This is a genomic window from Rubrobacter tropicus (genome assembly GCF_011492945.1).
Classification (GTDB): Bacteria; Actinomycetota; Rubrobacteria; order Rubrobacterales; family Rubrobacteraceae; genus Rubrobacter_D; species Rubrobacter_D tropicus.
Map to the genome: position 1 here is coordinate 91,819 of NZ_CP045120.1, position 23,487 is coordinate 115,305.

Sequence of the window (23,487 nt, forward strand, 5' to 3'; positions counted from 1 at the left end):
ATGGCGGGGCGGACCTTTGGGGTCGTGGAGAAGAACGGTAGGCGCGGCCCAAGCGTAGCCGCCGACGAGGACCGGGTGGCGCGGCTCGTGGCCCTGGGGCGGGCGCTCTCGGACCCCATACGGGTGAAGATGCTCGGCATGATGGCCGAGGCCGCCTCCTCGGGGCGCGGCTGCTGCGGGCTGCCGGACCTCGGCGTCCCGACGTGGGAGACCGACGGGCCCTCGGGCATCTGCGTCTGCGAGTTCCAGGACGTCTTCTCGATGGGCCAGTCCAAGGTCTCCTACCACGTCAGGAAGCTCAAGGAGGCCGGCCTGATCCTGGAGGAGAGGCGCGGCAGGTGGAGCTTCTACTCCCTCGACCGGGAGGCCGCCGGCGCGCTGCTCGCCGAGGCCTCCGGGCACCTGGGCGCCGGTACCGGAGTCCCGGAGACGGAAGTTTAACCGCCCTGTAACTCAGGGGTTCCCGGTTATCTATAAAATAAAGTTGATGCGTAACCGTCGGCCGCACCGGAGGAGCCCGTGAAATACGCCCTGATCTCCGACGTCCACTCGAACCTGCCCGCCCTGGAGGCCGTACTGGAAGACATAGACGCGCGGGGTGCCGTGGACGCGACCTACCACCTCGGCGACCTCGTCGGCTACGCGCCCTGGCCCAACGAGGTGGTCGGCCTGATCCGGGAGCGCGGCATATGCGGGATCGCCGGCAACTACGACTCGACGGTCGCCAACGACTACAAGCACTGCGGCTGCAAGGCCGACAGCCCCCGCGCCGAGGAACTCTCCCATATCAGCTACGGCTGGACCCGCGAGCACGTCTCGCCAGAGGCCAAGCGCTTCCTCGGGGAGCTTCCGTTCAGGATGGACATGAGGCCGCGGGGCGGGCACACCTCGAGGCCCCAGGTCACGCTCGTCCACGGCTCTCCGACCCTAAATACGCTCTACTGGACGGAGGACCGCCCCGACTCCTTCTGCGAGAAGATGGCGAAGGCGGCGGGCCTGAAGGAGGGCGACCTGATCGCCTTCGGCCACACCCACAAGCCCTGGACCCGGGAGGTGGGGGGCGTCCGCTTCGTCAACACCGGATCGGTGGGCAAGCCGAAGGACGGGGACTGGAGGGCGGGTTACGTGCTGGTGGACGTCGGGGGCGAGGTCGGCGAGGAGATCGGGCCGCCCGAGTTCGTGCGGGTCGAGTACGACCTGGAGCGGGCCGCGGAAGGCGTCCTGGCGAGCGACCTGCCCGACGAGTTCGCCGGCCAGCTAGAAGCCGGCGGGGTAACCCCGCCAGGTACGCCGAAGCCGGTCGAGGTCCCGTAGTGGTCGAGGCCGAGACCTCGGGCAGGGGGCGGGTGCTGTTCCTCTGCACCCACAACTCCGCGAGGTCCCAGATGGCCGAGGGTTTGCTGCGGGGCCTCGCCGGGGCCCGCTTCGAGGCGGCGAGCGCCGGCACCGAAGCGACGCGCGTCAGGCCGGAGGCGGTGTCGGTCATGGCCGAGCTCGGCATCGACATCTCGGGCCAGGAATCGAAGACGCTCGACCGCTACCTGAAGGAGACGTTCGATTACGTGGTGACCGTCTGCGACGAGGCCAACGAGGCTTGCCCGTTCTTTCCGGGGGCGAAGGAGCGGCTGCACTGGTCGCTGCCGGACCCATCGGCCGTCGGGGGCACCGAAGAAGAGCGCCTGGGGGTCTTCCGGTCGGTGAGGGACCGGCTGAGGGATCGCATAGAGGGGGAGCTGGCAAACGGCGAAGGAGGATGAGCCGATGACGGAAGCCGTGAGGAAGCAGAAGGTGCTGTTCCTGTGCACGCAGAACTCGGCGAGGAGCCAGATGGCCGAGGGGTTCTTGAGGCACCTCGCCGGGGACCGATTCGAGGCGTACAGCGCCGGCCTCGACCCAACCGACGAGATACACCCCTGCGCCATGGAGGCCATGAGGGAGGTCGGCATCGACATCTCCGGTCAATCCCCCAAGGGCCTCAAGGAGTACATGGGTAGGCAGGCCTTCAACTACCTCATCATCGTGTGCGCCCGCGCCGAGGAGCGGTGCCCCAAGACGTTCCCCGGGGTGGGCACGACCTTCTCCTGGATCTTCGAGGACCCCCGCCGCGACGAGGACCTCCCCTACGACTCGACGCTGGAGAGGTTCCGCGCCGTTAGGGACCAGATAGAGCTCAGGATGAGGGGGTGGCTGGAGCAGCCCGAGCGCGAGCTCGAGATACTGCGCGAAGAACGCGAGAGGGAACGGCGGGAGCGCCTGGAGGCCGAGGCGCTCGAGACCGGACGGGAGACGACGCCCGCCGGCGGCCCCGAACACGATCCCTTCCGCCGCGCCTGAGGGCCCGGACGCCGCGGTCGACGGATTGAGGCGCCTGGCCGCGGAGTTCCTCGGCACCTTCCTGCTCGTCTTCGCCGGACCCGGCGCGGTCGTCGTGAACGGGGTCTCGGGCGGGGGCGTGGGCTCGCTCGGCATCGGGCTTTCTTTCGGGCTGGCGGTCATGGCCGCGATCTACGCCGTGGGCCACCTCTCGGGCGCCCACATAAACCCGGCCGTCACCGTGGCCTTCGCCCTGACGCGCCACTTCCCCTGGGCGCTGGTGCCGGGATACGTCGTCGCGCAGCTCGCGGGGGCCTGCGCGGCCAGCGCGACGCACCTGGTCCTGTTCGGCGACGTCGCGGACCTCGGCGCCACCGTCCCCTCCGGTTCGCCCTGGCAGGCCCTCGGCCTGGAGGTCGTCCTGACGCTGTTCCTGATGTTCGTCGTGTCGGCCGTCGCCACGGACGTGCGCGCCGTGGGGCAGGCCGCCGCGATAGCCATAGGCGGCTACGTGGCCCTCGCGGCCACCTTCGCCGGACCGGTCGCCGGAGCCTCGATGAACCCGGCCCGCTCCTTCGGACCCGCGCTCCTCTCCGGGACGTGGACCGCCCACTGGGCCTACTGGGCGGGCCCGGTCGCGGGCGCCGCCCTCGGCGCCCTGCTCTACCGCTCCGTGCGGGCCGCGGAGCCGCCGAAAGCGGGCTGACCCCCATGCCCGTCCGCCTCCTGACGGACGCCCAGAGGGACAGGCTGGCCGCCTTCCCGCGGGAGGTGCCGGTCGAGGACCCCCACGCCCACTTCACCCTCACCGGGCGCGACCGGGCGGCCGTCCCTGAGAGGAGCGCCCCGGCAATCCGTCTCGGGTTCGCCCTGTCTTTGTGCGCCGTGAGGTACCTCGGCTTCTGCCCGGAGAACCTTGCTTCTTGGCCCGAGGACGTCGCGTGGTACGTCTCCCAACAGCTCGGCCTCGCGCCGGGGGCGCTCGCCGGCTACCCCGAGGGGGGACATACGAGGGCGGGGCACCTGAGGAGGATCCACGCCCACCTCGGCTACCGCCGTCCGACCCCCGCGGACCTGCGCGAGCTGTTCGGGTGGCTCGTCCGGAGGGCGCTCGAGCACGACGATCCCGCCCTGCTGGTGCGGCTGGCCGCCGAGAAGCTCAAGGCGGAAAAGGTGGCGAGGCCCGGCGTGAGCCGGCTGGAGATGATGGTCGCGGCGGCCAGGGGGCGCACCGACGAGCTGATCCACCGCGCCCTCTCCCCGGTGCTGACGGAAGGCCTCAGGACCCGGCTAGACGGCTTGCTGGAGGTCGACCCGTCGCTCTCCCCGGCCCGAACCAGGCACGCCTGGCTCAAGGAGGGCGCCACCTCCAACACCCCGAGGGCGATCGCCGGACAGCTCGAGAAGCTCGCGTTCCTGCGGGACCTCGGGGCCGACGGCTTCGACGTCTCCGGTGTGAACCCGAACCGCCTGCGGTTCCTCGCGGGACTGGGGCGCCGCCACACCAACCAGGCCCTGGGGCGCCTGGCCCCCGAGCGCCGCCACCCGATGCTGGCGGCGTTCCTCTCGGAGGCCCACGCGGGGATCACGGACGAGACCGTGGACCTCTTCGACGCCTGCCTGGGCCACGCCGACGCGAGGGCCAGACGGGAGCTCGACGAGTTCCGTAAGGGCTCCGCCCGCGCCACCAACGAGAAGGTGGCGCTCTTCCGCGAACTCGCCCTGGTCCTGCTCGACCCCACGGTAGAAGACTCGGCGGTCAGGTCCGCCGTGCACGAGAAGGTGGGGGCGCCCGAAGACCTGCTGGACCTGGTCGAGGAGGCCGAGAGGCTGATGCGTCCGCCCGACGACAACCACCTGGACTTCTTCGCCGCCCGCTACCCCTACGTCCGCCGCTTCGCCCCGGCGTTCCTCTCCGCGTTCTCGTTCCGCTCGGGCCGCCCGGACGACCCGCTCTCGGCGGCCATCGAACGACTGCGCGAACTCGACGACGGGGGCAGGAGGTCGGTGCCCGACGGCGCACCCTTGGGCTTCGTTCCGGCCAGGTGGGGCCCGCACGTCGTGGGCGAGGATGGAAAGATAGACCGCCGCCACTGGGAGCTGTGCCTGCTCTGGCAGCTCCGCGGCGCCCTCCGCTCGGGCGACGTGTGGGTCGAGGGCGCGAGGCGCCACGCCGACCCCCAGGGCTTCCTCGCGCCGAAGAATCGCTGGCCGGACCTGCGCGGCGAGGTGAGCCTCCAGACGGGCACCTCCCCCGACGGCGCCGCGCACCTCGACGTCTGCCGGGAGGAGCTGGGTGCGGTCGTGGGCCGCCTCCGCCTGGCCGCCTCCCGCGGCGCGACGGTGAAGGTGCAGGCGGGCAGGATCCTCTTCGATAGGGATCCCGCGGAGGTCATCCCCGAGAGCGTCGAGGACCTCGGGCGCGAGATCGCGGGCAGGCTCCCGAAGGTCGAGCTGACCGACCTCCTGGTCGATGTGGACCGGTGGTGCGGTTTTTCCCGCTTCTTCACCCACGCCGGCGGCTCCGAGCCCAGGTCTGCGGACCTGCGCGTCCACCTCTACGCCTCGATCCTCGCGCAGGCGACCAACATAGGGCCCGTGAGGATGGCCGAGCTCTCGGACCTCTCCTACCGCAAGCTCGCCTGGGCCTCGACCTGGTACCTCAGGGAAGACACCCTCAAGGACGCCGTGGCGGCCATCGTCAACTTCCACCACGCCCTCCCCCTGAGCGGAAGCTGGGGCGACGGGACACTCTCCTCCTCCGACGGCCAGCGCCTCGCGGTGGACGTCGAGGCCCGCAACGCCAGGGCCATCCCGCGCTACTTCGGCCGCGGGAGGGGCGTCACCCACTACTCCTGGACCAGCGAGCAGTATTCGCAGTACGGGACGAAGGTGGGCCCCTCCACGGTCCGGGACGCCACCCACGTCCTCGACGGGATCCTCGGCAACGAGACCGACCTGCCCATATCGGAGCACACGGTGGACACCCACGGCTTCACCGAAATCGTCTTCGCGCTCTTCGCGGCTTTGGGCTTGCGCTTCTCGCCGCGCATCCGCGACCTCTCCGACCAGATGCTCTACCGGATGGAGGGCGTGGGAAGCGGGGACGGGCCGCGCACGGAGGCCTTCGCCAAAGACCTGCTGCGGGGCAAGATAAACGAGAAGCTCATCCTCCGCCGCTGGGACGACATCCTGCGCGTGGTCGGGTCCCTGAAGCTCGGGTGGACGCCTGCCTCACTGCTCGTAAGCCGCCTGCAGGCCAAACCCCGCAAGAGCGGCCTGGCCAGGGCCATCCAGGAGTACGGCCGCCTCCAGAAGACGCTGTTCATCCTGCGCTACGCCGAGGACCTCGACCTGAGGCGCCGCGTAGGCCGCCAGCTCAACAAGGGCGAGGAGCTGGGCGCCTTGAAGGACTTCCTGTTCTTCGCCAACGACGGCAACATACGCAAGCACCAGCCCGAAGAGCAGACCGACCAGGCCCTGTGCCTCTCCCTGCTCGTGGACGCCGTCATACTCTGGAACACCGTCCACTACCAGGAAGCCCTGGACGCGATCAGGGCGGAAGGGTACCCGGTCAACGACGAGGATCTGGCCCACCTCTCGCCGAGGCGCTACGCGCGCATAAACCCCTACGGAAGATACCGCTTCGACCTCGGCGGAGACCCCGCTGAGGTCCCGGGCGGGGAACCGGAAGAAGCCGAGCCCCGCCTGCCGGGGACGTTCTGACCGGGGATCGCGGGCGCCGGGCGGGAGATCGCCGTTTCCATGTTAAGAAAAAAGAAGGTCCGCCGTTTCGGTTCCGCTGCTATCCCTGTACCGGTGAGGCCGGGCGGGGTCTCACACCCGTAGCGGTGTGCCGGGGGTACAGCCACCAAGGGGTAAGCGCATGATTTGAGGAGGATCGTCCGTTAACGACCGCCACGCCCGTCCGCCATCCGGGTTGCCGGCGCGCCTCCCCTCCGTGGTCGGGGACCGGGCGAAGCCGCGGACGGCAGCTGCGATGGCCGGCCCCGTCCGCCACGCGCTTCCCGCCGCCGGCCGCGGTCACTTCATGTTGGCCTTCAGGGCGTCGGCGAGCTGGTGGACGGGCTCGAGCTTCCCGGGGTTCTCAAGGTCCATGAAGCGGACGAACTCCTCTTCGGTGGCGAAGTTCATCTTGGGATTGCCCTTCTTCTCCTCGCCCAACGTGGAGTGGGCGCGGCCCTCGTAGTCGTGGCCGGGCCAGACCTCCAGCCCATCAGGGAGGCTCCTGTAGGTGTGGTACAGGGTGTGGTACTGCCTGGTGGAGTTGCCGTTCGGCAGGTCCGTGCGCCCGCAGGAACCGATCAGTAGCCCGTCCGCCGTGAGGATCCTGCCTGGCAGCAGCACCGACACGAGATCCTTGGCGTGCCCCGGTGTGTGCAAAAACTTTATGGGCAGCCCGCCCAGGTGCAGCCGGTCGCCGTCCTCAAGACGGACGTCCACGCCGCCGGCCGGGGCCTTCTCGTGCATCACCACCTTCGCCACCGTCCTCTTCTTAAGCTCCGCCGCGCCCGAGAGGTGGTCGGCGTGGGTGTGGGTGTCAATGACGTAGGCGGGCTTCATGCCGTGGCGGAAGACCGCGTCGAGCATGGGCTCGACCATCTCGATCTCGGGGTCCACGAGCGCGGCGAGCCCCGTCTCCGGGTCGGCTACCAGGTAGCCCAGGCAGCCCCGGGGCACGCGGAACTGCTCGAAAACGTAGCCGGCGTGCTCGTTCCTGGCGTCCGCAACGGCGCCTTCATCGGCGGTCCTTCTCTCCTCATGTGCGGTTTTTTCGGTCATTGCATTGCTCTCCTCTCTCGTTTGCGACGCAGCGCGTCGGTCTACTTCAACGCGGTCAAGACGTTCTCGCCGAGAACGAACAGGCCCATCGCGATCAGGAAAACCGCGAAGTACCTCTTCAGCCTGTCTTGGGGGACGAACCGCACGACCCGGGTACCCGCCACGATGCCCGCCAGGGCCGCGGCGGTGAAGGAGGAGAGGTAGGCCCACGGCACCTCCACCTGTCCCGCGTATCCCGCAAACCCGGCCGCAGACTTCGCGGTTATGATGAGCAGCGAGGTCCCCACGGCCTGCTTCATCGGCACCCCGGCCAGGAGCACGAGGGCGGGGATTATCAGGAATCCTCCTCCCACCCCGACGAGCCCCGTGACGACCCCGACCGCGACCCCCTCGGCGGCTATCCAGGCCGTCGGCCTCGCGCCGAGCCTTGGCCCCCCACCATCCCCCTCGAGGCCGGCCTCTTCCGCAGCCCTCCCCCCGCGCAGCATGAAGAGGGCGGCGACGAGCATCACCGCCGCGAAGAGGGCGAGCTGGGCGGTCTCTCCGAAAAAAACCGACAGGCGCGCCCCGGCGTAGGTGCCGGTCACGGCGAACGGGCCGAACACGAGCGCCACGCGCCAGTTGACGTTGCCCGCGCGCCAGTGGCCCACGGAGCCGAAAAGGCTCGTTACCCCCACGACGGCGAGACTGTAGGCGACGGCCTCCCTGGCCCCGAACCCCGCGACGTAGACCAGGATCGGCACCGTCAGCACCGAACCTCCTCCCCCGAGGGTCCCCAATGCCAGGCCCATGAGGGCACCGAGGACGAGGTCGAGCAAACCCACCTCGGTCATCCCTCCGGACCCTAACCCCGCCGGACCGCTCCTACCGTCGGTACGCCGGGCTGTTGCGCTCGACGTAGCCCGCCACCAGCCTCTTGATCTCCGGCTCGCTATCGCAGTCGAAGCCCATCTCGTTCGCCCGCTCGAAGCACTGCTCGGCGGTCATGCCGCGCTCCACGGCCAGGTTCGCCAGGACCATCGCCCCGGCGCGCCTGCCCGAGGCGCAATGCACCAGCACGGGCTTCTCCGCCGCGCGGATACGCTCCCCGACGCGCCCGATCAGCGCCCCGTCGGCCGCGGCCATGTCCACAGGCACGTTCTCGTGCAGCATGCCGGACTCCTCGACGGCCGTCCCCTCCTCCTCGACGCCCAACACGCCCTCCGGGGTCCCTTCCCGCGGCGTCCTCAGGTCCACAACCGTCCGGTAACCCTCGCCCGCCAGCCGCCCGACGTCCTCCCGGCCCGGGGCACCGCCCACGGCCACATCGTCGTTCACCCGCATAACTGAAACCACACTCGCCTCCCTGCTAAACAACACTACATCACTATATAGTATTGTAACGATGAAGCCTGTCAAGGTCGGGGGCGGGAAAATTGCCGGTCGAGGGGCGGGCGCGGGCCGGCGGGCCCGCGGCCGTCCGGTCTTTGAGGCTCAGGCGCGCGGGGTACCGGTGGTGGAGAAGCCTTTTAGGTCGGCGGACAGGCGTTCACGGACGGAGCCGCACACCAGGTCGCACAGCTCGTAGACGGTCTCGTCGGTGATCCGGTAGTAGGAGTGCAGGCCCTGCTTGCGCCGGCCGACCACCCCGGCGTCCAGCAGCACGCCGAGGTGCTTCGAGACGTTGGCCTGCAACCCCCCGGTTTCCTCGACAAGTTCCGAGACCGTCTTCTCGCCTTCCATGAGGGCCTGCACCAGCCGCAACCTCATCGGTTCCGACAGGGCCTTGAACATCTCGGCCACCAACCCGAGGGCCCCCTCTGGTAACTGCCTGATCTCGTCTCGATTGCCCATCTCGCCGTTACACTCCTCGCAGAGTCTCAATACCGTATGAAAGTATAGCAATACAATAGTCATACGCGGGCGATATCGTGTCACCGGCCGGTCTCGGGAAGATCTTACGCTGACGGACGGAGGCCCCGAACCGCGCTCCCCCGTAGCGCCGGTTCGGCGCCGTCGGCGGCGCGTCGCGGCTGGCGTGGCGAGGTGGCCCGACCGGATGGGACCGCCAGAACCGTCGGGCTGACGCCCTCTCGGCCCTATTCCTCCTTCGCCACGAAAGGGCCGTCCAACAGTGGTCCCAGACCCCGCCGGAGTAGCCGTTGACGCGCCGCCGACGACGGTGTAGCATCCGTCGTACAGTACATTTCTATGTTCGTTCAATAATAGAAAAGTAGGAGAAAACGCGTGATCGAGGACAGCGACATGAAGGTGGAGAAGGTTCCGAGCCGGGTCGCGGGCGCGGGCGTCTGCGAGGTGGACCTGATCCACCCGGACGCGGTGGGGCGCGTGTTGGACGCGCTGCCCGATACGGGGACGATGCAGCGCGTAGCCGCGGTCTTCAGCGTCCTCTCCGACCCGACCCGGGCGCGCATCGTCTACGCCCTCTCGCTCGAGGAGCTGTGCGTGTGCGACGTGGCGGCGGTCGCGGGGCTCTCGATAAGCGCGGCCAGCCACCAGCTCAAGAGGCTCAGGGACCGGGGCGTCGTGGGCTACCGCAAGGAGGGACGCCTCGCCTACTACCGCCTCGCCGACGAGCACGTCCGCGGTCTGGTTGAAGAGGGCGTGGGCAGGGTCCGCGGGGGGCGCGAGGCCGTCCCCGTCGCCGGTTGACCGCAGGAGACGGAAGGAACGCGTAGACCGTGAAGAAGGAAGAAAGAGAAGAGCCGCGCGGACTGGAACCCGAAGAGGCCGAGGAGGACGTCGAAAAGCTCGACGACGACGATGACGACGACGACGAGGTAGAAAGCTTCGACGGACCCTGGTACCGCTTCCCGCCGATGCGCAACGCCCTGATCTCGGGCGCGCTGTTGCTCGTAGGGTGGCTCGTCGAGCGCTTCACGGACGCGCCCGGCTACGTACCGATAGGCGTCTTCGTCCTCGCCATCGCGGTCGGGGCGTACCACTGGGCGAAGGAGGGCCTCGAGGAGTTCGTCGAGGAGCGCGAGGTCGGCATCGAGGCGCTCATGGCGTTCGCGACCGTGGGCGCCGCGATCCTCGGCGAGTGGTTCGAGGCCGCCTTTTTGGCCTTCCTCTTCGCCGCCGCCGAGGCGACCGAGGAGTACACCTACGCGAGGACGCGCACCGCGATCCGCTCGCTCCTGGACCTCGCCCCGGAGACCGCCACCCGCCTCCTCGGCGGCGGGCGGGAGGAGACGGTGCCCGCGCGGGAACTCGAGGTCGGTGACCTCTTCCTCGTCAGGCCCGGCGAGCGCGTACCGACGGACGGCGAGATCGTCCGGGGGGCGAGCAGCCTCGACGAGTCGGCGGTGACGGGGGAGAGCGTGCCGGTGGAGAAGGGCGAGGGGGGGAAGGTCTTCGCCGGGACGATAAACGCCACGGGCTCCCTCGAGGTGCGGGCGACGACGCCCTTCGAGTCGAACTCGCTGCAGAAGATCATCCACCTCGTCGAGGAGGCCCAGGGCGTCAAGTCGAGGGCGCAGCGCTGGATCGACCGCTTCGGCAACCGCTACAGCCCCTCGGTCTTGGTGGGGGCGCTGGCGCTCCTCGTCGTCCCGCCGCTCCTCGGCGGCCCCTTCGACACCTGGGCCTACCGCGCCGTGGTCCTGCTCGTGGCCGCCGCCCCGTGCGCCCTAGTCATGAGCACCCCCGTCGCGATCGCCGCGGCTATAGGCCGCGCCGGGCGCGAGGGCGTTCTCATAAAGGGCGGCATCCACCTGGAGAACCTGGCGAAGGTCGAGGTCGTCGCCTTCGATAAGACCGGCACCCTCACGCGGGGCAGGCCCGTGGTGACGGACGTCGTTTCGCGCGACGGCGGGGGCCGGGGGGCCGTCCTGCGCGCCGCCGCGAGCGTCGAGCGCCTCAGCGAGCACCCGCTCGCCCGCGCCATCGTGGACAGGGCGCGGGAGGAAGGCGTCGAGACCGCCGAGGCGCGCGGCTTCGAGGCCCTCGCCGGGGCGGGGGCGAGGGCCGAGGTCGACGGGCGGACCGTGCACGTGGGCAGCCCCGCGCTCTTCCGGGACCTTGGGGTTTCCTTGGGCGCGTCCCCGAACGGCGCCCTGGGCGACGAGGAGGTCCGGCGCCTGCAGGCCGAGGGCAAGACGGTCGTTCTGGTCGGGGGCGAGGGGGGCGCCGAGGGCCTGCTGGCGCTGCGCGACGAGCCGAGGGAGGAGGCCAGGCGGGCCGTAGACGAGTTGCACCGCATGGGACACGGGGTGGTGATGCTCACCGGGGACAACGAGCGGACCGCCAAGGCGATCGCGGGTGAGCTCGGCATCGAGGACGTGAGGGCCGACCTCAAGCCCGAGGACAAGGTCGAGGCCGTCAAGGAGCTGGAGCGCGAGTACGGCCCCGCGGCGATGGTCGGGGACGGCATAAACGACTCCCCGGCCCTCGCCACCGCGACGGTCGGGATGGCGATGGGGACGGCCGGCACCGACGCGGCCATAGAGGCGGCGGACGTGGCCCTGATGGGCGACGAGCCCGGCAAGGCCGCCTACGCGCTCAAGCTCGCCAGGAGGAGCCGCGGGATCAGCGTGCAGAACATCGTGTTCTCGATCCTGATCCTGGCCGTCCTGATCCCCGGCGCGGTGCTCGGCCTCATCGGTATCGCCTTCGCCGTCTTCGCCCACGAGGCCTCGGAGCTTTTGGCCGTCGCCAACGGCCTGCGCGCCGCCCGCAGGGTCGCCTGAAGGGGGCGGCGGGATGCGCGGCGCGCCACGAAAAGCCATGGGCCAAATGACCGCGTTGGGCGGAACCCGCGAGCATCATCCGCCGTGGCCGCCTAACAGGGGCGGGAGGCGCTCGGGGCGGCCCGCAGGGGTTACGGGGACGATAAAGACGACCATCAGGCGGCGCGCCTTCCGCGCGCTGCTCGGCGCTTCTCTCGCCGCCGCGGCGGCGGCCCTAGGCTACGCCCTGTGGTTGCGCAAGAACCCCTCGGCTTGTCCCTACGGGCAGCGCTACTCGCTCGACGTGCTGCACCCCTTCGTCACCCGGCGCGGCCTGCGCGAGGTCCTCGCGCCCGAGCCCGGGGACAGGGTACTCGAGGTGGGGCCGGGAACGGGCTACTACTCCCTGCCCGTGGCCCGCCTGATCGGGCCGGGCGGGACCCTCGACGTGCTGGACGTCCAGCAGGAGATGCTCGACCACACGGCGCGCCGGGCGCGCGAGGAGGGACTCTCGAACGTCGTCCCGACCCTCGGCGACGCGGGGGCGCTCCCCTACCCGGACGGCTCCTTCGACGCCGCCTACCTGAACTTCGTCCTGGGCGAGGTGCCGGACCAGGACGGCGCTTTGCGCGAGCTGCGGCGCGTCCTCAAGCCTGGCGGGTCGCTCGTGGTCGGGGAGGCGCTCCCGGACCCGCACGTGGTCCCGTTCGGGAGGCTCAAGGAGAGGGCGGAGGCGGCCGGACTCGCGTTCGAGGGGCGGCGCGGCTGGGGGCTCGGCTACCTCGCCCGCTTTTCGGTCCCGGGGGACGACCCGGGGGACGAAGGAAAACCGTGAGCGAGAGCGTCCCGCGGCTGCTGCTCGACGCGCGCGGCCAAGAGGCGAGGCCCGGCCGCGATCGAACGGCGCCGGCGCGAGCGCCTCGCCGAGACGGCGGCCAACGCCCGCGAACTCCCGCCGTACTGCCGCGAGCTCTACCGGGGCCCGCCGGGGCGGGTCGAGGACCCCGCGCTCTTGCCCATCACCTCCAAGAAGGGGCCATCGGCGCGCTTCGACCGGCCCGAAACCGCCTGCCCAACGACCGGTGCCATCGGACGGGCACGCAGCCCCCGCGGCTCGATCCGTACCGGGCGCTTTCGCGCGGAGGGATCGGCGAAGTCCAGCAGCTGACGGCGATCGCGAAGGGAGGATCGTAATGGAACGGAGCACGTTCAAGATCGTCTACGGTATAGGCGTGTTCTCCATGACACTTACCCGCCTTCCGTATTGGCGGAGGGCGAGGACCGTGCGGATCGTCGTCGATCGCAAGACGGCCCGTGAGAGATCCCTGCTCGCGCTGCTCGCGGCCGGCATGGGGGTGCTGCCGGCCGTCTACGTCTTCACGCCGCTGCTGGACTTCGCCGATTACAGGCTGCGCTCCCGGGCGGGTTGGACGGGGGCGGGCATCTTCGCGTTCGCGCTCTGGCTGTTCTGGCGTGCCCACGCGGCCCTGGGACCGTACTGGTCGGACTCCCTCCAACTGAGGGAGGGACACCCGCTCATCACGAGCGGCATCTACGGGTACGTGAGGCACCCGATGTACGCGTTCGGGTGGCTCTGGGGCATCGCCCAGGCCCTGTTATTGCAGAACTGGATAGCGGGGTTGTCCGGCCTGGCGTCGTTCGCCCCGCTCTACCTCTCGCGCGTGCCGCGCGAGGAGCGGATGATGCTCGATCGGTTCGGAGAGGAGTACCGGGCCTACATGAACCGAACGGGGAGGATCATCCCGCGCGTGAAGTCCGGTTATGAGGACACGGAACCATCGTGAGCGAGAACCCGCTGCATCTGCTGCTCGACGCGCGCAGGGCAAAGAAGCAGGGACCGACCGCCATCGAGGAACGGCGGCGCACCAGGCTCGCCGAGATGGTGGCCCACGCGCGGGCCAATTCGCCTTACTACCGCGAGCTCTACCGGGGCCTGCCGGGGCGGGTGGAGGACCCCGCACTCTTGCCCATCACCTCCAAGAAGGCGCTGATGGCGCGCTTCGACGACTGGTCCACCGACCGTAGGGTGAACGTAGAGGAGGCGCGCGCGTTCGTCGCCGACCCCGACCTGGTCGGCGAACGGTTCCTGGGTAAATACACGGTCGCCACCACCTCGGGCACGACCGGGACGCGCGGGATCTTTCTGCTCGACGACCGGAACCTCGCCGTGACGAACGCCCTCGCCACGCGCATGGTGGGCGCCTGGTTGGGCCCCGGCGACGTCCTCCGGATCGTGGCGCGCGGCGGGCGTATGGCGATGGTTATGGCGACCGGCGGCCACTTCGCCTCGGCCGTCGCCGCGGCGCGCCTGCGCAAGGGCAGCTTGCCGTCGCTGCGGGCGAGGTTGATCCGGACCTTCCCGGTCCAGACGCCCATGCCGGAGCTGGTCGCCGGGCTCAACCGGTTCCGCCCGGCCGTCGTCGCCCCCTACGCGAGCACGGCCGCGCTCCTGGCCGCCGAGCAGGAGACCGGCCGCCTGCGCATCGACCCGGTACTTCTGGCGCTGGCGGCCGAGGGGCTGCCGGCGGGCGAGCGCGACCGGATAGCGAAGGCGTTCGACGCCAGGGTCGGCGATTCCTACGCGGCCACCGAGGTCCCCTTCCTGAGCTACGGCTGCGCGCACGGCTGGTACCACGTCAACGCCGACTGGGTCGTGCTCGAGCCGGTCGACGCGGACCACCGGCCCGTGCCCCCGGGCGAGCCCTCGCACACGGTCCTCGTGAGCAACCTCGCCAACCGCGTCCAGCCGATCCTGCGCTACGACCTCGGGGACAGCATCGTACGGCGGCCCGACCCCTGCCCCTGCGGCGCTCCGTTGCCCGCCATCCGGGTACAGGGACGCGCCGCGGACGTGCTCACCTTCCCCGCCGACCACACCGGGCGGGATGCCGGGCGGGTCGCCGTTGCGCCGCTGGCGTTCGGGACCCTGGTCGACCGCACCCCCGGGATCGAGCTGTTCCAGGTCGCGCAGACCGCTCCCGCGACCCTGCGCGTGCGCCTACGTCCCGCGGCGGGAGCCGATCCAGAGAGCGTGTGGCGGGCGGTGCAAGACGAGATCACCCGCCTGCTCGCCTCCCACGGGCTCGGGCACGTCGCGGTCGAACGCGCCGCGGAGCCGCCGGAGCAGTCCCCGGGCGGCAAGTACCGAACGATCATCCCGCTGGGCCGATGATCCGCCCGGGCCGCACGGACGGGACGCTCGTGTCGCTCCATGGCCCGCCGATGACCTTGCCCGCGACATGACGGGAGACCTCCGCCTGCCCCTGGCGGTCACCGTCGCGACCCTCCTCATCACGTGGGTCGCACGCGTGTGGGCGGAGCAGGCCCTGGATCACGGCGAGCCGGTCCACCTGTTCGGGGACCTCTTCCGCCTGACCCTGGGCGAGAACGCCGGCGTGGCCTTCGGACTCCTCGGGGGTTCTCCGCTGGTGCCGTGGCTTGCCGCCCTGGCGCTCGTGCTCTTCGCGCTATGCCTCGCCCGCCCACTGCGCGGCAGCCGCGTGGGCGGGGCGGCGCTGGGTTTGATCCTCGGCGGCGGCCTCGCCAACCTGCTCGACCGCCTCGGAGACCGCGGCGTCACCGACTACCTCGACGTCGGCCTAGGGAGCTGGCGCTGGCCCACCTTCAACCTGCCCGACGTTGCCATAACGGTCGGGGCCGTTCTCGTCGCGTGGGCGTTCCTCCGCGACGACGGGCCGGAGGGGGAGAAGGAGCCGAGCGGCGGGCGGGGCACGGCCGCCGCTCGGCGGGTCGGGGAGGACAGAGCTTGAGCGAGTACCTCGTGGTGCTGGCCTTCGCCGCGCTGCCGGCCCTCGGCAACTTCGCGGGGGGCCTGCTCGCCGAGTTCGTGCCCCTCTCGCGGCTCGCGCTCAACCTCGCCCTCTACTCGGCGGCCGGGGTGGTGGTCGCCGTGGTGGCCGTCGAGCTGATCCCCAGGGCCCTGGAGGCCGAACCGGCGTGGGCCATCGTCGGGGCCTTCGTGCTGGGCGGCGCCTTCTACGCGGCCGTGGACTGGGCCATACAGCGCCTGCATGACCGCTTCGGCGGCGCGGGAGGCGAGGCCGGCGAAGCCGGCGGGGCGGGGCCGTGGGTGATCTTCTTCGGCGTCTCGGTGGACCTCTTCAGCGACGGGATCATGGTCGGCACCGGCTCGACGGTCGCGGTGGGCCTGGGCCTCCTCCTGGCCCTGGGCCAGGTGCCCTCCGACGTCCCGGAGGGCTTCGCCACCGTCGCCAACTTCAGGAGGGCGGGCGTCCCGCGGCGCCGGCGGCTCTTGCTCTCGGCGGCCTTCGCCGTGCCGATCTTCCTGGGCGCGACGCTCGGCTACTGGGTGATGCGTGACGCCCCCGAGCTCCACAAGCTCCTCCTGCTCACCTTCACCGCCGGGGTCCTCAGCACGCTCGTGGTCGAGGAGCTCGTGCCGGAGGCCGTCGAGGAGGTCCCGGAGCACCCGCTCTCCTCGCTGGCCTTCGTCGGCGGCTTCGCGCTGTTCACGCTGCTGTCGGCCTACCTGGAGCTGGGGTAGGCGCCGTGGGACGGTCGGAACGCGAGGAGTTCGGCGCTGGCGGCGTCGGGACGAGGGAGGCGGCACGACCGCTCGTCCTGGTGTCCCTAGAACCGCGCGCCTACGGGGGGGCCATCGCCCGGGCCGTCCAAGGCCTACGCCCGCGCCTGCGGATCCGCACCGTCGAGCCCGAGGCGCTGGGCCGGGAGGTGACGTGCTCGGACCCCGCGCTGGTGATCTGCTCCCGGCCCGAGGTCGGCGAACTCGCCGGCCGGCCCGCCTTCGTAGAGTTCCGCCCCTACGAGAAGCCGGCGGCGAGGGTCCGCGTCGGCGGCCGGTGCCAGGAGCTCGACGAGGTCGGGCTCGAAGACCTGCTCCGCGTCGCGGACGAGACCGAACAACTCACGAGGGGGCTTGGGATGGGGATGGGGCGTGCGGGTCGAAACAAGGGCGGGCGTCCCGCGGGCAAAGCGGGGGCGGGCGGCGCCGGGGGCGGTGGCCGAGACACCGGCCCGGGCCCGACGCCCGGCGCGGGGACAACCGACGCGGGGACGCCCGAAGGGGGGGCGTGACGTGCCGCTGGACCTGATACGGGCCGCCTTCGCGGCGGCGTTGGTGGGGGTCTTGCCTGGCTGGTTCTGGGCCAGGCTCCTCGTGGCCTCCGACGACCGCGCCGAGCAGTTGGCCTACGCCGTCGCGCTCTCCCTGGCCCTCGTGCCGACCGTGGCGCTCGTGCTCATCGGCCTGCTGGGCGGGGGGGTGACGACGCTCGTGGCCGCCGCCTCGGCGCTCGCGGTGTTCGCGGGGGGACTGGCCGCCCGCCTGGCGCTTGGGGCCGCCAAGGGGACGGGCGCGCCCGTGGTCTCACCCCCGAGCCTGCCGGAACCCCCCGCGCTCCTGCCGCTCGCCGCGGGCCTGGCGCTCGCGCTCGCGATGCTGCTCGGCGCTGCCCCCGGCTTGTGGGTCATGGTCCCGGTGGCCGCCCTCGTGCTCGCGGCCGGGGCCCTCCACTGGTTGTCGGTGCGCCGGAGATCCCGCCCGCCGGGGAGGGCGGCCGAGGACCCGGGGCCGGGGTCCCGCCGGGGCCTCGCCGGCGGCGCGCCGCGCGCTCCTCGGGGCGGTGCTCCTGCTGGTGCTCGCGCGCGGCTACCTGGGGCCCGTGGTGAACGGCTGGCCTTTCCCGAGGGGCGTGGACCGCTACGAGCACGACGTGATGGCGGGCATGATGATGAGCGGGGGGAGCACCGAGTCGTTCATGCTCTACCCGCCGGGCTTCCACCTGCTCGCCGCCCCGATCTCGCGCCTGAGCGGGCTCGAGCCGTTGGCGCTCTTCCCGTTCCTCGCCCCCGCGCTGCCGCTCCTGTCCGCGCTGGCGTGCTACGCGTTGGCCAGGCGCCTGTGGGGGTGGGAGTGCGGGGTGGCCGCCGCCCTCTTCTCCGGGCTGCTCCTCGGCGGCACCTACATGCACTTCGCGGAGGCGAGGTACCCGAACTTCGTGGGGGAGTACTTCCTGATCGTCCTGGCGCTGGCCGCCCTCGTCGGGGTCTACGCCACGCCCTCGGCCCGGGCGGGGCTGCTGCTGGCGCTCGTCGGCTCGTCCGCGGTCCTCTACCACCAGATAGCGAGCTACGCCCTCGCCGTCATACTCGCGCTGGTCTCCGTGTTCTTCGTGCCCTACCTGCTCGCCAGAGACCGCCGGCGGGGCGTCTCGCTACTGGCCTCGCTGGCGCTCCTCTTTCTCCTCTCGGTCTTCTACGCCTGGGACACCTACGACCTGCCGGGCCTCGTCGCCGGGATGCTCGGCGGGTCGGAGACGACGGGCAGGGGGGGCGAGGCGGTGGCCATGGCCATGGGCACGAAACCGGCGAACGGCCCCGCCCATTTCCTGGCGACGCTCTCCCACCCCGTCCTCTGGCTCGGGCTGCTCGGCGCGGCGATATTGCTCGCGGACTTCAGGTCCGACCGCCGGCGGGGCACGCCCGACACCCTGGCGCGCCTCACCCTCCTCGCGTGGACCGCGCTCCTGTTCGTCGGCAGCCTCACCCCCTACTCCGGCTTCCCCGACCGCTTCGAGCGCGACCTGGGCGTGCCGCTGTCGCTGCTCGCCGCCCTGGCCCTCGTCGCCCTCCTGCGGGCCACGTGGGCTTCGCGGGCGGGCGGGAGGTCGGTCCTCGCGGTCTCCGTGGCGGCGGCGGTCCTCGCGGCGGCCCTCGTGGGCACCCAGGCGGCGCGGAGCCTCGAGGAGGCCGCAGGACCGAGCGCAAGGCCCAAGGACAGGCCCGCCCCGCCCGAGGTCGCCGCCGCGGGGAGGTGGCTCGAGGACCACAACACCGGCGGCAGCATCCTCGCTACACCGTATCTTGGGTACGTCCCGAGCCGCGGCATGCTCGCCATGGGCGGCTACACCGGTATGCAGTCCTACGACATCGGCCGCATCGAGCGCGCCAGGGACCTGCCGCCCTTCGGGGCCGGCCCCCTGCTGGACGCGCAGTGGGCGCTCCACCACCCCGACGGCGGGCGCACCCGGCGCATCATCCGGGAGAACGACGTCCGCTACGTCGTCTTCCACAAGCTCTACCCCGGCATGCCGTGGCGGGCCTTCGAGAGGAGGGAGGACCTGTACCGGACGGCCTACGAGAACGCGAGCGTGATCGTGTTCGCCCCACGCGGGCCGCTATGAGCCGGCGGGGACCCGATGCGCCGGCCGCGCCCCGCGTGGGCCCGGGGACACTCTAGGCGAGGAGGTACGCGATGCGCCCCGTCCCGGAAGCCCGCCCGACCTCGGCCGCTGACGGACGCGCCGCGCTCTTCGTCTGGCACGGGCGGGCCCTCTACGTCGGGGGCGTCCCCGTCGCTTCCGCGCCCCACCGCCACCACGCGGCGCAGGCGGGCGTCAGCCTCGGATCACAGTTCGGGGTCCGCCCGGGCGAGGACGAGCCCTACGAGGCGTGGGCCGGCTTCGTCGCCGCGCCCGGCGCGGCCCACCAGATCGACGCCCGGGGGGCGCCGGGGGTCTTTGTCTGGGCTGACCCCGAGCACCTCGCCGCCGGCACCTTTCCTGCGGGCGGCGCCCCGCTTCGGCCCGTGGGCGAGGAGCAACTCCGGGCGTTGCTGCCCGGGCTGAGGTCGGCCGGCGCGGGGCCGCTCGACTGCGCGGGGGCGGAGGGCCTCTTCTGGTCCGTGGTGCGCGCCAGCTTCGCTACCGGCGGGGCCCCCGGGCGCAGGCCGGATCCTCCGGACGGGCGCATCCGGGATGCCATCGCGCGCATGCACGAAGGGGACCTCCTGCGCGCGGAGCGCCCCATCGGGCGGCTCGCCGCCCGGGTCTACCTCTCCGAGGGCCGCTTCAGGCACCTCTTCCGGGATCAGACGGGCATGTCGATAGGGCGCTACCTGCTCTGGGAGCGGCTGCTCGCCGCCATCGACGGGGCGGCGAAGGGCGCCCCACTCTCGGAGGCGGCCCACGGGGCGGGTTTCGCGGACTCGGCGCACCTGAGCCGGGAGTTTCGCGCCACCTTTGGCCTCGCGCCCTCCGAGGTCTTCAAAAACAGCCGCCTCGTTCAAGTCGTGCCGTGCCCCGCCCGGTAGGGTAGGCGGGCAAGGGAAAGCTCGTCTCCGAAAGGGGCAGGGATGTTCGGCAAGAGAGGGTTGTTCGGGGCGTTGGGCAGGATCTCGGCCGGTCACCCCTGGCTCGTGCTCGCGTTCTGGGCGCTCGCAGCGCTCGCGGCGGCGCCGGCGGCCGAGGGGGTCGGCGGGCGCCTGAGCGCCGCGGTCGAGGTCCCGGCCGGCTCCGAGCCCGCGGCGGTCTCCGGCATCCTCGAGGGCGAGTTCCCGGGCAGGGACCCCGAGCAGCTCGTCCTCGCGGTGCGCTCCGGGGACGGGGGCCCGCGCGCGGGCGAGCCGGCCTACGAGCGGGCCGTGGACCGCGCCGTCGGGGCGGTCGCCGACGTGCCCGGCGTGGGGAGCGTCACCACCCACCGCGACGGCGCGGAGAGGCTCGCGGGGCTCAACGGCCGGGCGGAGGCGGTCCTCGTGGGGATCGAGGGCGCCGACGCCGCCCGCGCGCAGGAGGTCGTCGGCGAGGTCCGCGAGGCGCTCGAGGGCGTCGAGAAACCCCCCTCGATGGACTTCCTCGTCACGGGCGACGCCGCCGTCTACCTCGACGCCACCGAGCTCTCCGACAGGGACGTGGCGAGGGCGGAGACGACGGCGCTGCCGATCACCCTCACCGTGCTCGTCGTGGCCTTCGGGGCGCTCGTGGCCGCGTTCTTGCCCCTGGTCGTGGCGGTGGTCGCGATCGTGCTCGCGCTTGGCGCCCTGTTTCTCGCGACCGACCACCTCACCGTGAGCATCTTCGCCCAGAGCGTCGTCACCATCCTGGGGCTCGCGGTCGGCATCGACTACGCGCTCCTGATGGTCAACCGCTTCCGGGAGGAGCTGGGCCGGGGCCTACCATCACGCGAGGCGGCCGAGAAAACCGCCGCCACCGCGGGGCGCACGGTCGCGTTCTCCGGGGGCACTGTCGCCGTCTCCATGGCGGCGCTGCTCGTCCCGCCGGTCGAGGCGGTCCGCTCGATAGGCGTCGCGGGGCTTTTGGTCGTGCTGGCGGCGGTGGCCGCCTCGGTCACGGCCGTCCCGGCGATGCTGGCCCTCCTGGGCGGGCGGGTGAACGCCCCCCGCTTCCTGCACCGCCTCACCGCCCGGACCCGCGGCGAGGGCTTCTGGCGCGCCCTCGCCGGGGCGGTCCTCTCCCGCCCCGTCCCCTACGCCCTGGCGGTGACGGCGCTCCTCGCGGCCCTCGCGCTGCCCCTCCTCGGCGCCCGGATCTACAACCCGGCCGAGAGGCAGATCGGGACCGCCGCCGAGTCGCGCCAGGGACTCGAGGTCCTGAACGGCCTCGGGCTCGGCGGCACGATGGACGCCCTCGACGTGGTCGTGGACCTGGGCGAGGGCGAGAGCTTCTACGGCTCGGACGCGGTGGCGGACGTGGACCGCCTCGCCCGCGACCTGGAGGGCCTCGACGGGGTGGACCTCGTGGTCGGCCCGACAACCACCACCGGCAAGCAAGACGACGTACCCGCCGAGTTCCTCAAGCGTTTCTACGCCTCGGAGCGCGCAGCAGCGGCGAGCCCCGTGGCCGACCTGGCAAAGACGACCCTGGGCGCCGGCGGGCGCTACGTGCTCTTGCAGGTCCTCCCGGAGGGGCGCCTCGGGCCCGAAGAGGCGGGGCCGTTCGTGGGGCGCGTCGAGGAAGCGGCGCAGGCGGGGGCGCCCGGGGGGGGCGCGGTGATGGTGGGCGGCTTCCCGGCCGAGAACCTGGAGTACGCCGCCGCCGTCAACGGGAGCCTGCCGCTCGCCGTGGCGGCGGTGTTCGGCGCGACCTTCGTCTTGCTCCTGCTGGCCTTCCGCTCGCTCGCCGTCCCGCTGCTCTCTATCCTTATGAACACCCTGAGCGTCGGGGCTGCCCTGGGCCTCCTCGTCCTGGTCTTCCAGGAGGGCGTGGGCGGCGGGCTCTTCGGCCTCCCGGAAGGCGGGCTCGGCTCGCTGGAGGAGATCCTGCCAGTCACAGTCTTCGCCGTCACCTTCGGCCTCTCGATGGACTACCAGGTCTTCCTGCTTTCGCGGGTGCAGGAGGAGCACCTCGCGGGCCGGGGCGTCGCCGAAAGCGTGAGCCGGGCCCTGTCGTCCACGGGCCGGGTCATAAGCTTCGCCGCCCTCATCATGCTCGTGGTCTTCGCGGCCTTCCTGACGAGCGAGCTAGCCGCCGTGCAGGCGCTCGGCTTCGGGCTCGCCGCGGCCGTGCTCCTGGACGCCACCCTGGTCCGGCTCGTGCTCGTGCCGGCCCTGCTCCGCCTGGCCGGCGATCGCCTGTGGTGGCTGCCGGGCCGGCCGGGAGGGCCGCTGCCCGCGGTCGAAGGACGCGGCCCGGAGTCGTCGCCGGGACCGGAAGAGGCGGGCTCCAACCGCGGGACGCGGGCTCCTGGCCGGCCCGGGAGGCCGCGATCGAGGGAGCGGCTGTGACCGGACCCGGTTTCGCCGCCGTCGCGGAGCGGGGCCACCCCGTCGACGCGAGTGGTGGCGGTGGGAGAGGCCCAGGAGGGCGACCCCGAGACGACCGAGCTCGCGGTCCCCGCCGGCAGGCTCGTCGTCCGATGCGTACCCTACCCGTGAGCCGCGGCCGAGGACTACAGGCGCACGAACCAGGGGCCCGCCCGAGGTAGCCGAACGCGCGAAGCCTCGGCCGCCAAGGGCCCGAACGCGCGATCCCGAACGACGGATAGCGCTGAAAATCAAGTAGCGCAGAAGAAAAGCGGACGAACAACCCTGAAACGACGCCAACCAACACCCTGCGCGCCACGAGACGGCCCCCTAACGTTTTTTACGAGATCCCCGCACTCGAAAGTAATTGAAATCTCTATCAAACCCGCGCGCCTCTTTATTATGTCGAGTACGTCTCGTATAATGGTCCCTCGGACGTAATCGACAACCTGAGGGGAACCGGATGGCCACAACAGAGGTCGAGAACCTGAGGAGGGCGGCCGAGGGCGTCGAGCCCGATCTGGTGAACGCGGCGAGCGCTTTTCTCGCGGCCCCGAGAAGCGCGGACGAGGAGCTTCTCGCGGCCCGCACGCTCTCCTTTCTCGGGCGCGGCGTCGAGTCTCTGGACCCCCGGGAGGTCAGGGAGGTGCTGGCGAGCCCCGAACCCGGGGAGGCGCTGACGGCCATGATCGAGCGCGTGTTGATAGAGCGCAGCGAGCAACCGGCGCTCGTGCGCGCCCGCATCGGCGGGGCGCGACGCCGCCAGGAGCTGCTCGACGCCGAGGGAGGCTGGCTGAGCGCCGAGCAGGCGGCCGGGCGGCTGACGAGCCGGGCGGCGCTCGACAAGCGCAGGGAGCGCGGCACTATACTCGCCCTGCCCAGGGCCAACAAGTACGTCTACCCGGTCTGGCAGTTCGACGAGGACACCCGGCACGGGCTGCTGCCGGGCCTGAGGGAGGTGCTCGAGGGCTTCGGCGTGGAAAGCCCCTGGATGCGCGCGGAGTTCCTTCTCGCCCACCACGACGAGCTCGGCGGCCGGCGCGCGATAGACGCGCTCTCCGAAGGGGACGCCGAGGCCGTGAGGCTACTCGCGGCCTCCTACGGCGAGCAGGGCGCCCGCTAGGGGCGTCGGCGACC

The 23,487-nt window shown here is 71.6% G+C and carries 23 protein-coding genes; 18 read left to right on the forward strand and 5 right to left on the reverse strand.

Annotation, left to right across the window (positions count from 1 at the left end; translation table 11 throughout):
* The 6 genes from GBA63_RS22480 to GBA63_RS22505 all read left to right on the forward strand — a co-directional run bounded on the left by GBA63_RS22480 (nt 1) and on the right by GBA63_RS22505 (nt 6,039).
* Complete coding sequence (locus GBA63_RS22480; RefSeq protein WP_166180691.1) at nt 1–441, forward strand: ArsR/SmtB family transcription factor; 441 nt, start codon at nt 1–3, stop codon at nt 439–441.
* A gap of 78 nt (nt 442–519) precedes the next feature.
* Nucleotides 520–1,314 (forward strand): metallophosphoesterase family protein, encoded by a 795-nt coding sequence (locus tag GBA63_RS22485; protein WP_166180693.1) that lies wholly within the window; start codon nt 520–522, stop codon nt 1,312–1,314.
* The gene (locus GBA63_RS22490) at nt 1,314–1,757 is read left to right on the forward strand and encodes an arsenate reductase ArsC (protein WP_228282714.1); all 444 of its coding nucleotides are present in this window, start codon (nt 1,314–1,316) and stop codon (nt 1,755–1,757) included. The genes GBA63_RS22485 and GBA63_RS22490 overlap by 1 nt, the downstream gene beginning before the upstream one ends.
* 4 nt (nt 1,758–1,761) lie before the next feature.
* On the forward strand, nt 1,762–2,334 hold the full coding sequence (locus tag GBA63_RS22495) for an arsenate reductase ArsC (RefSeq protein WP_166180695.1): 573 nt from the start codon (nt 1,762–1,764) through the stop codon (nt 2,332–2,334).
* A gap of 25 nt (nt 2,335–2,359) precedes the next feature.
* Nucleotides 2,360–3,019 (forward strand): MIP family channel protein, encoded by a 660-nt coding sequence (locus GBA63_RS22500; protein WP_228282716.1) that lies wholly within the window; start codon nt 2,360–2,362, stop codon nt 3,017–3,019.
* Between the two features lie 5 nt (nt 3,020–3,024).
* Nucleotides 3,025–6,039 carry a Tn3 family transposase gene (locus GBA63_RS22505; RefSeq protein ID WP_166180697.1) on the forward strand — a complete coding sequence of 1,005 codons (3,015 nt, stop codon included), beginning with the start codon at nt 3,025–3,027 and terminating at the stop codon, nt 6,037–6,039.
* Nucleotides 6,040–6,357: 318 nt separating this feature from the next.
* On the opposite strand, the gene GBA63_RS22510 is transcribed toward GBA63_RS22505, so the two are convergent.
* The 4 genes from GBA63_RS22510 to GBA63_RS22525 form a co-directional block, all read right to left on the reverse strand.
* Complete coding sequence (locus tag GBA63_RS22510) at nt 6,358–7,116, reverse strand: MBL fold metallo-hydrolase (protein ID WP_166180699.1); 759 nt, start codon at nt 7,114–7,116, stop codon at nt 6,358–6,360.
* 41 nt (nt 7,117–7,157) lie between these two features.
* Entirely contained in the window at nt 7,158–7,949 is a 792-nt protein-coding gene (locus tag GBA63_RS22515) for a sulfite exporter TauE/SafE family protein (protein ID WP_166180701.1), read from the reverse strand.
* A gap of 31 nt (nt 7,950–7,980) precedes the next feature.
* Nucleotides 7,981–8,451: a fused DSP-PTPase phosphatase/NAD kinase-like protein gene (locus GBA63_RS22520; RefSeq protein ID WP_166180703.1), complete on the reverse strand. Its 471-nt coding sequence runs from the start codon at nt 8,449–8,451 to the stop codon at nt 7,981–7,983.
* A gap of 138 nt (nt 8,452–8,589) precedes the next feature.
* Nucleotides 8,590–8,949, reverse strand: coding sequence for an ArsR/SmtB family transcription factor (locus tag GBA63_RS22525; RefSeq protein ID WP_166180705.1), 360 nt, complete (start codon nt 8,947–8,949; stop codon nt 8,590–8,592).
* Nucleotides 8,950–9,342: 393 nt separating this feature from the next.
* On the opposite strand from GBA63_RS22525, the gene GBA63_RS22530 reads away from it, so the two are divergent.
* The 8 genes from GBA63_RS22530 to GBA63_RS22565 all read left to right on the forward strand — a co-directional run bounded on the left by GBA63_RS22530 (nt 9,343) and on the right by GBA63_RS22565 (nt 16,883).
* Nucleotides 9,343–9,768: an ArsR/SmtB family transcription factor gene (locus GBA63_RS22530; RefSeq protein ID WP_228282718.1), complete on the forward strand. Its 426-nt coding sequence runs from the start codon at nt 9,343–9,345 to the stop codon at nt 9,766–9,768.
* 29 nt (nt 9,769–9,797) lie between these two features.
* Nucleotides 9,798–11,807, forward strand: coding sequence for a heavy metal translocating P-type ATPase (locus GBA63_RS22535; protein WP_323127055.1), 2,010 nt, complete (start codon nt 9,798–9,800; stop codon nt 11,805–11,807).
* 46 nt (nt 11,808–11,853) lie between these two features.
* Nucleotides 11,854–12,621 (forward strand): class I SAM-dependent methyltransferase, encoded by a 768-nt coding sequence (locus GBA63_RS22540; protein ID WP_166180707.1) that lies wholly within the window; start codon nt 11,854–11,856, stop codon nt 12,619–12,621.
* Between the two features lie 358 nt (nt 12,622–12,979).
* The gene (locus GBA63_RS22545; RefSeq protein ID WP_166180709.1) at nt 12,980–13,591 is read left to right on the forward strand and encodes a protein-S-isoprenylcysteine O-methyltransferase; all 612 of its coding nucleotides are present in this window, start codon (nt 12,980–12,982) and stop codon (nt 13,589–13,591) included.
* Nucleotides 13,588–14,979 carry a phenylacetate--CoA ligase family protein gene (locus tag GBA63_RS22550; protein WP_166180710.1) on the forward strand — a complete coding sequence of 464 codons (1,392 nt, stop codon included), beginning with the start codon at nt 13,588–13,590 and terminating at the stop codon, nt 14,977–14,979. Before GBA63_RS22545 ends, GBA63_RS22550 begins: the two co-directional genes overlap by 4 nt.
* 67 nt (nt 14,980–15,046) lie before the next feature.
* Nucleotides 15,047–15,577, forward strand: a complete 531-nt coding sequence (lspA, locus tag GBA63_RS22555) for a signal peptidase II (RefSeq protein ID WP_166180712.1) — start codon at nt 15,047–15,049, stop codon at nt 15,575–15,577.
* Nucleotides 15,574–16,332, forward strand: a complete 759-nt coding sequence (locus tag GBA63_RS22560) for a ZIP family metal transporter (protein WP_166180714.1) — start codon at nt 15,574–15,576, stop codon at nt 16,330–16,332. Before lspA ends, GBA63_RS22560 begins: the two co-directional genes overlap by 4 nt.
* A 5-nt stretch (nt 16,333–16,337) precedes the next feature.
* Entirely contained in the window at nt 16,338–16,883 is a 546-nt protein-coding gene (locus GBA63_RS22565; protein WP_166180716.1) for a hypothetical protein, read from the forward strand.
* Nucleotides 16,884–16,997: 114 nt separating this feature from the next.
* Here GBA63_RS22565 and GBA63_RS22570 read toward each other — a convergent pair whose 3' ends face one another.
* Nucleotides 16,998–17,279, reverse strand: a complete 282-nt coding sequence (locus GBA63_RS22570) for a hypothetical protein (protein WP_166180718.1) — start codon at nt 17,277–17,279, stop codon at nt 16,998–17,000.
* A gap of 164 nt (nt 17,280–17,443) precedes the next feature.
* On the opposite strand from GBA63_RS22570, the gene GBA63_RS22575 reads away from it, so the two are divergent.
* The 4 genes from GBA63_RS22575 (at nt 17,444) to GBA63_RS22590 (ending at nt 23,473) form a co-directional block, all read left to right on the forward strand.
* Complete coding sequence (locus GBA63_RS22575) at nt 17,444–18,991, forward strand: ArnT family glycosyltransferase (protein ID WP_166180720.1); 1,548 nt, start codon at nt 17,444–17,446, stop codon at nt 18,989–18,991.
* Between the two features lie 71 nt (nt 18,992–19,062).
* A complete protein-coding gene (locus tag GBA63_RS22580) occupies nt 19,063–19,899 on the forward strand; it encodes a helix-turn-helix domain-containing protein (RefSeq protein ID WP_166180722.1) in 837 nt (278 codons plus the stop codon).
* A 42-nt stretch (nt 19,900–19,941) separates the two neighbouring features.
* Nucleotides 19,942–22,332: an MMPL family transporter gene (locus GBA63_RS22585; RefSeq protein WP_166180724.1), complete on the forward strand. Its 2,391-nt coding sequence runs from the start codon at nt 19,942–19,944 to the stop codon at nt 22,330–22,332.
* 481 nt (nt 22,333–22,813) lie between these two features.
* Nucleotides 22,814–23,473 carry a hypothetical protein gene (locus GBA63_RS22590; RefSeq protein WP_166180726.1) on the forward strand — a complete coding sequence of 220 codons (660 nt, stop codon included), beginning with the start codon at nt 22,814–22,816 and terminating at the stop codon, nt 23,471–23,473.
* The last annotated feature ends 14 nt before the right edge of the window (nt 23,474–23,487 follow it).

What these genes read in the sequence shown, in the direction of transcription:
- lspA (WP_166180712.1), top strand. Translation starts at nt 15,047, where the DNA reads ATGACGGGAGACCTCCGCCTGCCCCTGGCGGTCACCGTCGCGACCCTC.
- GBA63_RS22495 (WP_166180695.1), top strand. Translation starts at nt 1,762, where the DNA reads ATGACGGAAGCCGTGAGGAAGCAGAAGGTGCTGTTCCTGTGCACGCAG.
- GBA63_RS22505 (WP_166180697.1), top strand. Translation starts at nt 3,025, where the DNA reads ATGCCCGTCCGCCTCCTGACGGACGCCCAGAGGGACAGGCTGGCCGCC.
- GBA63_RS22525 (WP_166180705.1), bottom strand. Translation starts at nt 8,949, where the DNA reads ATGGGCAATCGAGACGAGATCAGGCAGTTACCAGAGGGGGCCCTCGGG.
- GBA63_RS22510 (WP_166180699.1), bottom strand. Translation starts at nt 7,116, where the DNA reads ATGACCGAAAAAACCGCACATGAGGAGAGAAGGACCGCCGATGAAGGC.
- GBA63_RS22545 (WP_166180709.1), top strand. Translation starts at nt 12,980, where the DNA reads ATGGAACGGAGCACGTTCAAGATCGTCTACGGTATAGGCGTGTTCTCC.
- GBA63_RS22570 (WP_166180718.1), bottom strand. Translation starts at nt 17,279, where the DNA reads ATGACCCACAAGCCGGGGGCAGCGCCGAGCAGCATCGCGAGCGCGAGC.
- GBA63_RS22590 (WP_166180726.1), top strand. Translation starts at nt 22,814, where the DNA reads ATGGCCACAACAGAGGTCGAGAACCTGAGGAGGGCGGCCGAGGGCGTC.
- GBA63_RS22540 (WP_166180707.1), top strand. Translation starts at nt 11,854, where the DNA reads ATGACCGCGTTGGGCGGAACCCGCGAGCATCATCCGCCGTGGCCGCCT.
- GBA63_RS22515 (WP_166180701.1), bottom strand. Translation starts at nt 7,949, where the DNA reads ATGACCGAGGTGGGTTTGCTCGACCTCGTCCTCGGTGCCCTCATGGGC.
- GBA63_RS22585 (WP_166180724.1), top strand. Translation starts at nt 19,942, where the DNA reads ATGTTCGGCAAGAGAGGGTTGTTCGGGGCGTTGGGCAGGATCTCGGCC.
- GBA63_RS22480 (WP_166180691.1), top strand. Translation starts at nt 1, where the DNA reads ATGGCGGGGCGGACCTTTGGGGTCGTGGAGAAGAACGGTAGGCGCGGC.
- GBA63_RS22580 (WP_166180722.1), top strand. Translation starts at nt 19,063, where the DNA reads ATGCGCCCCGTCCCGGAAGCCCGCCCGACCTCGGCCGCTGACGGACGC.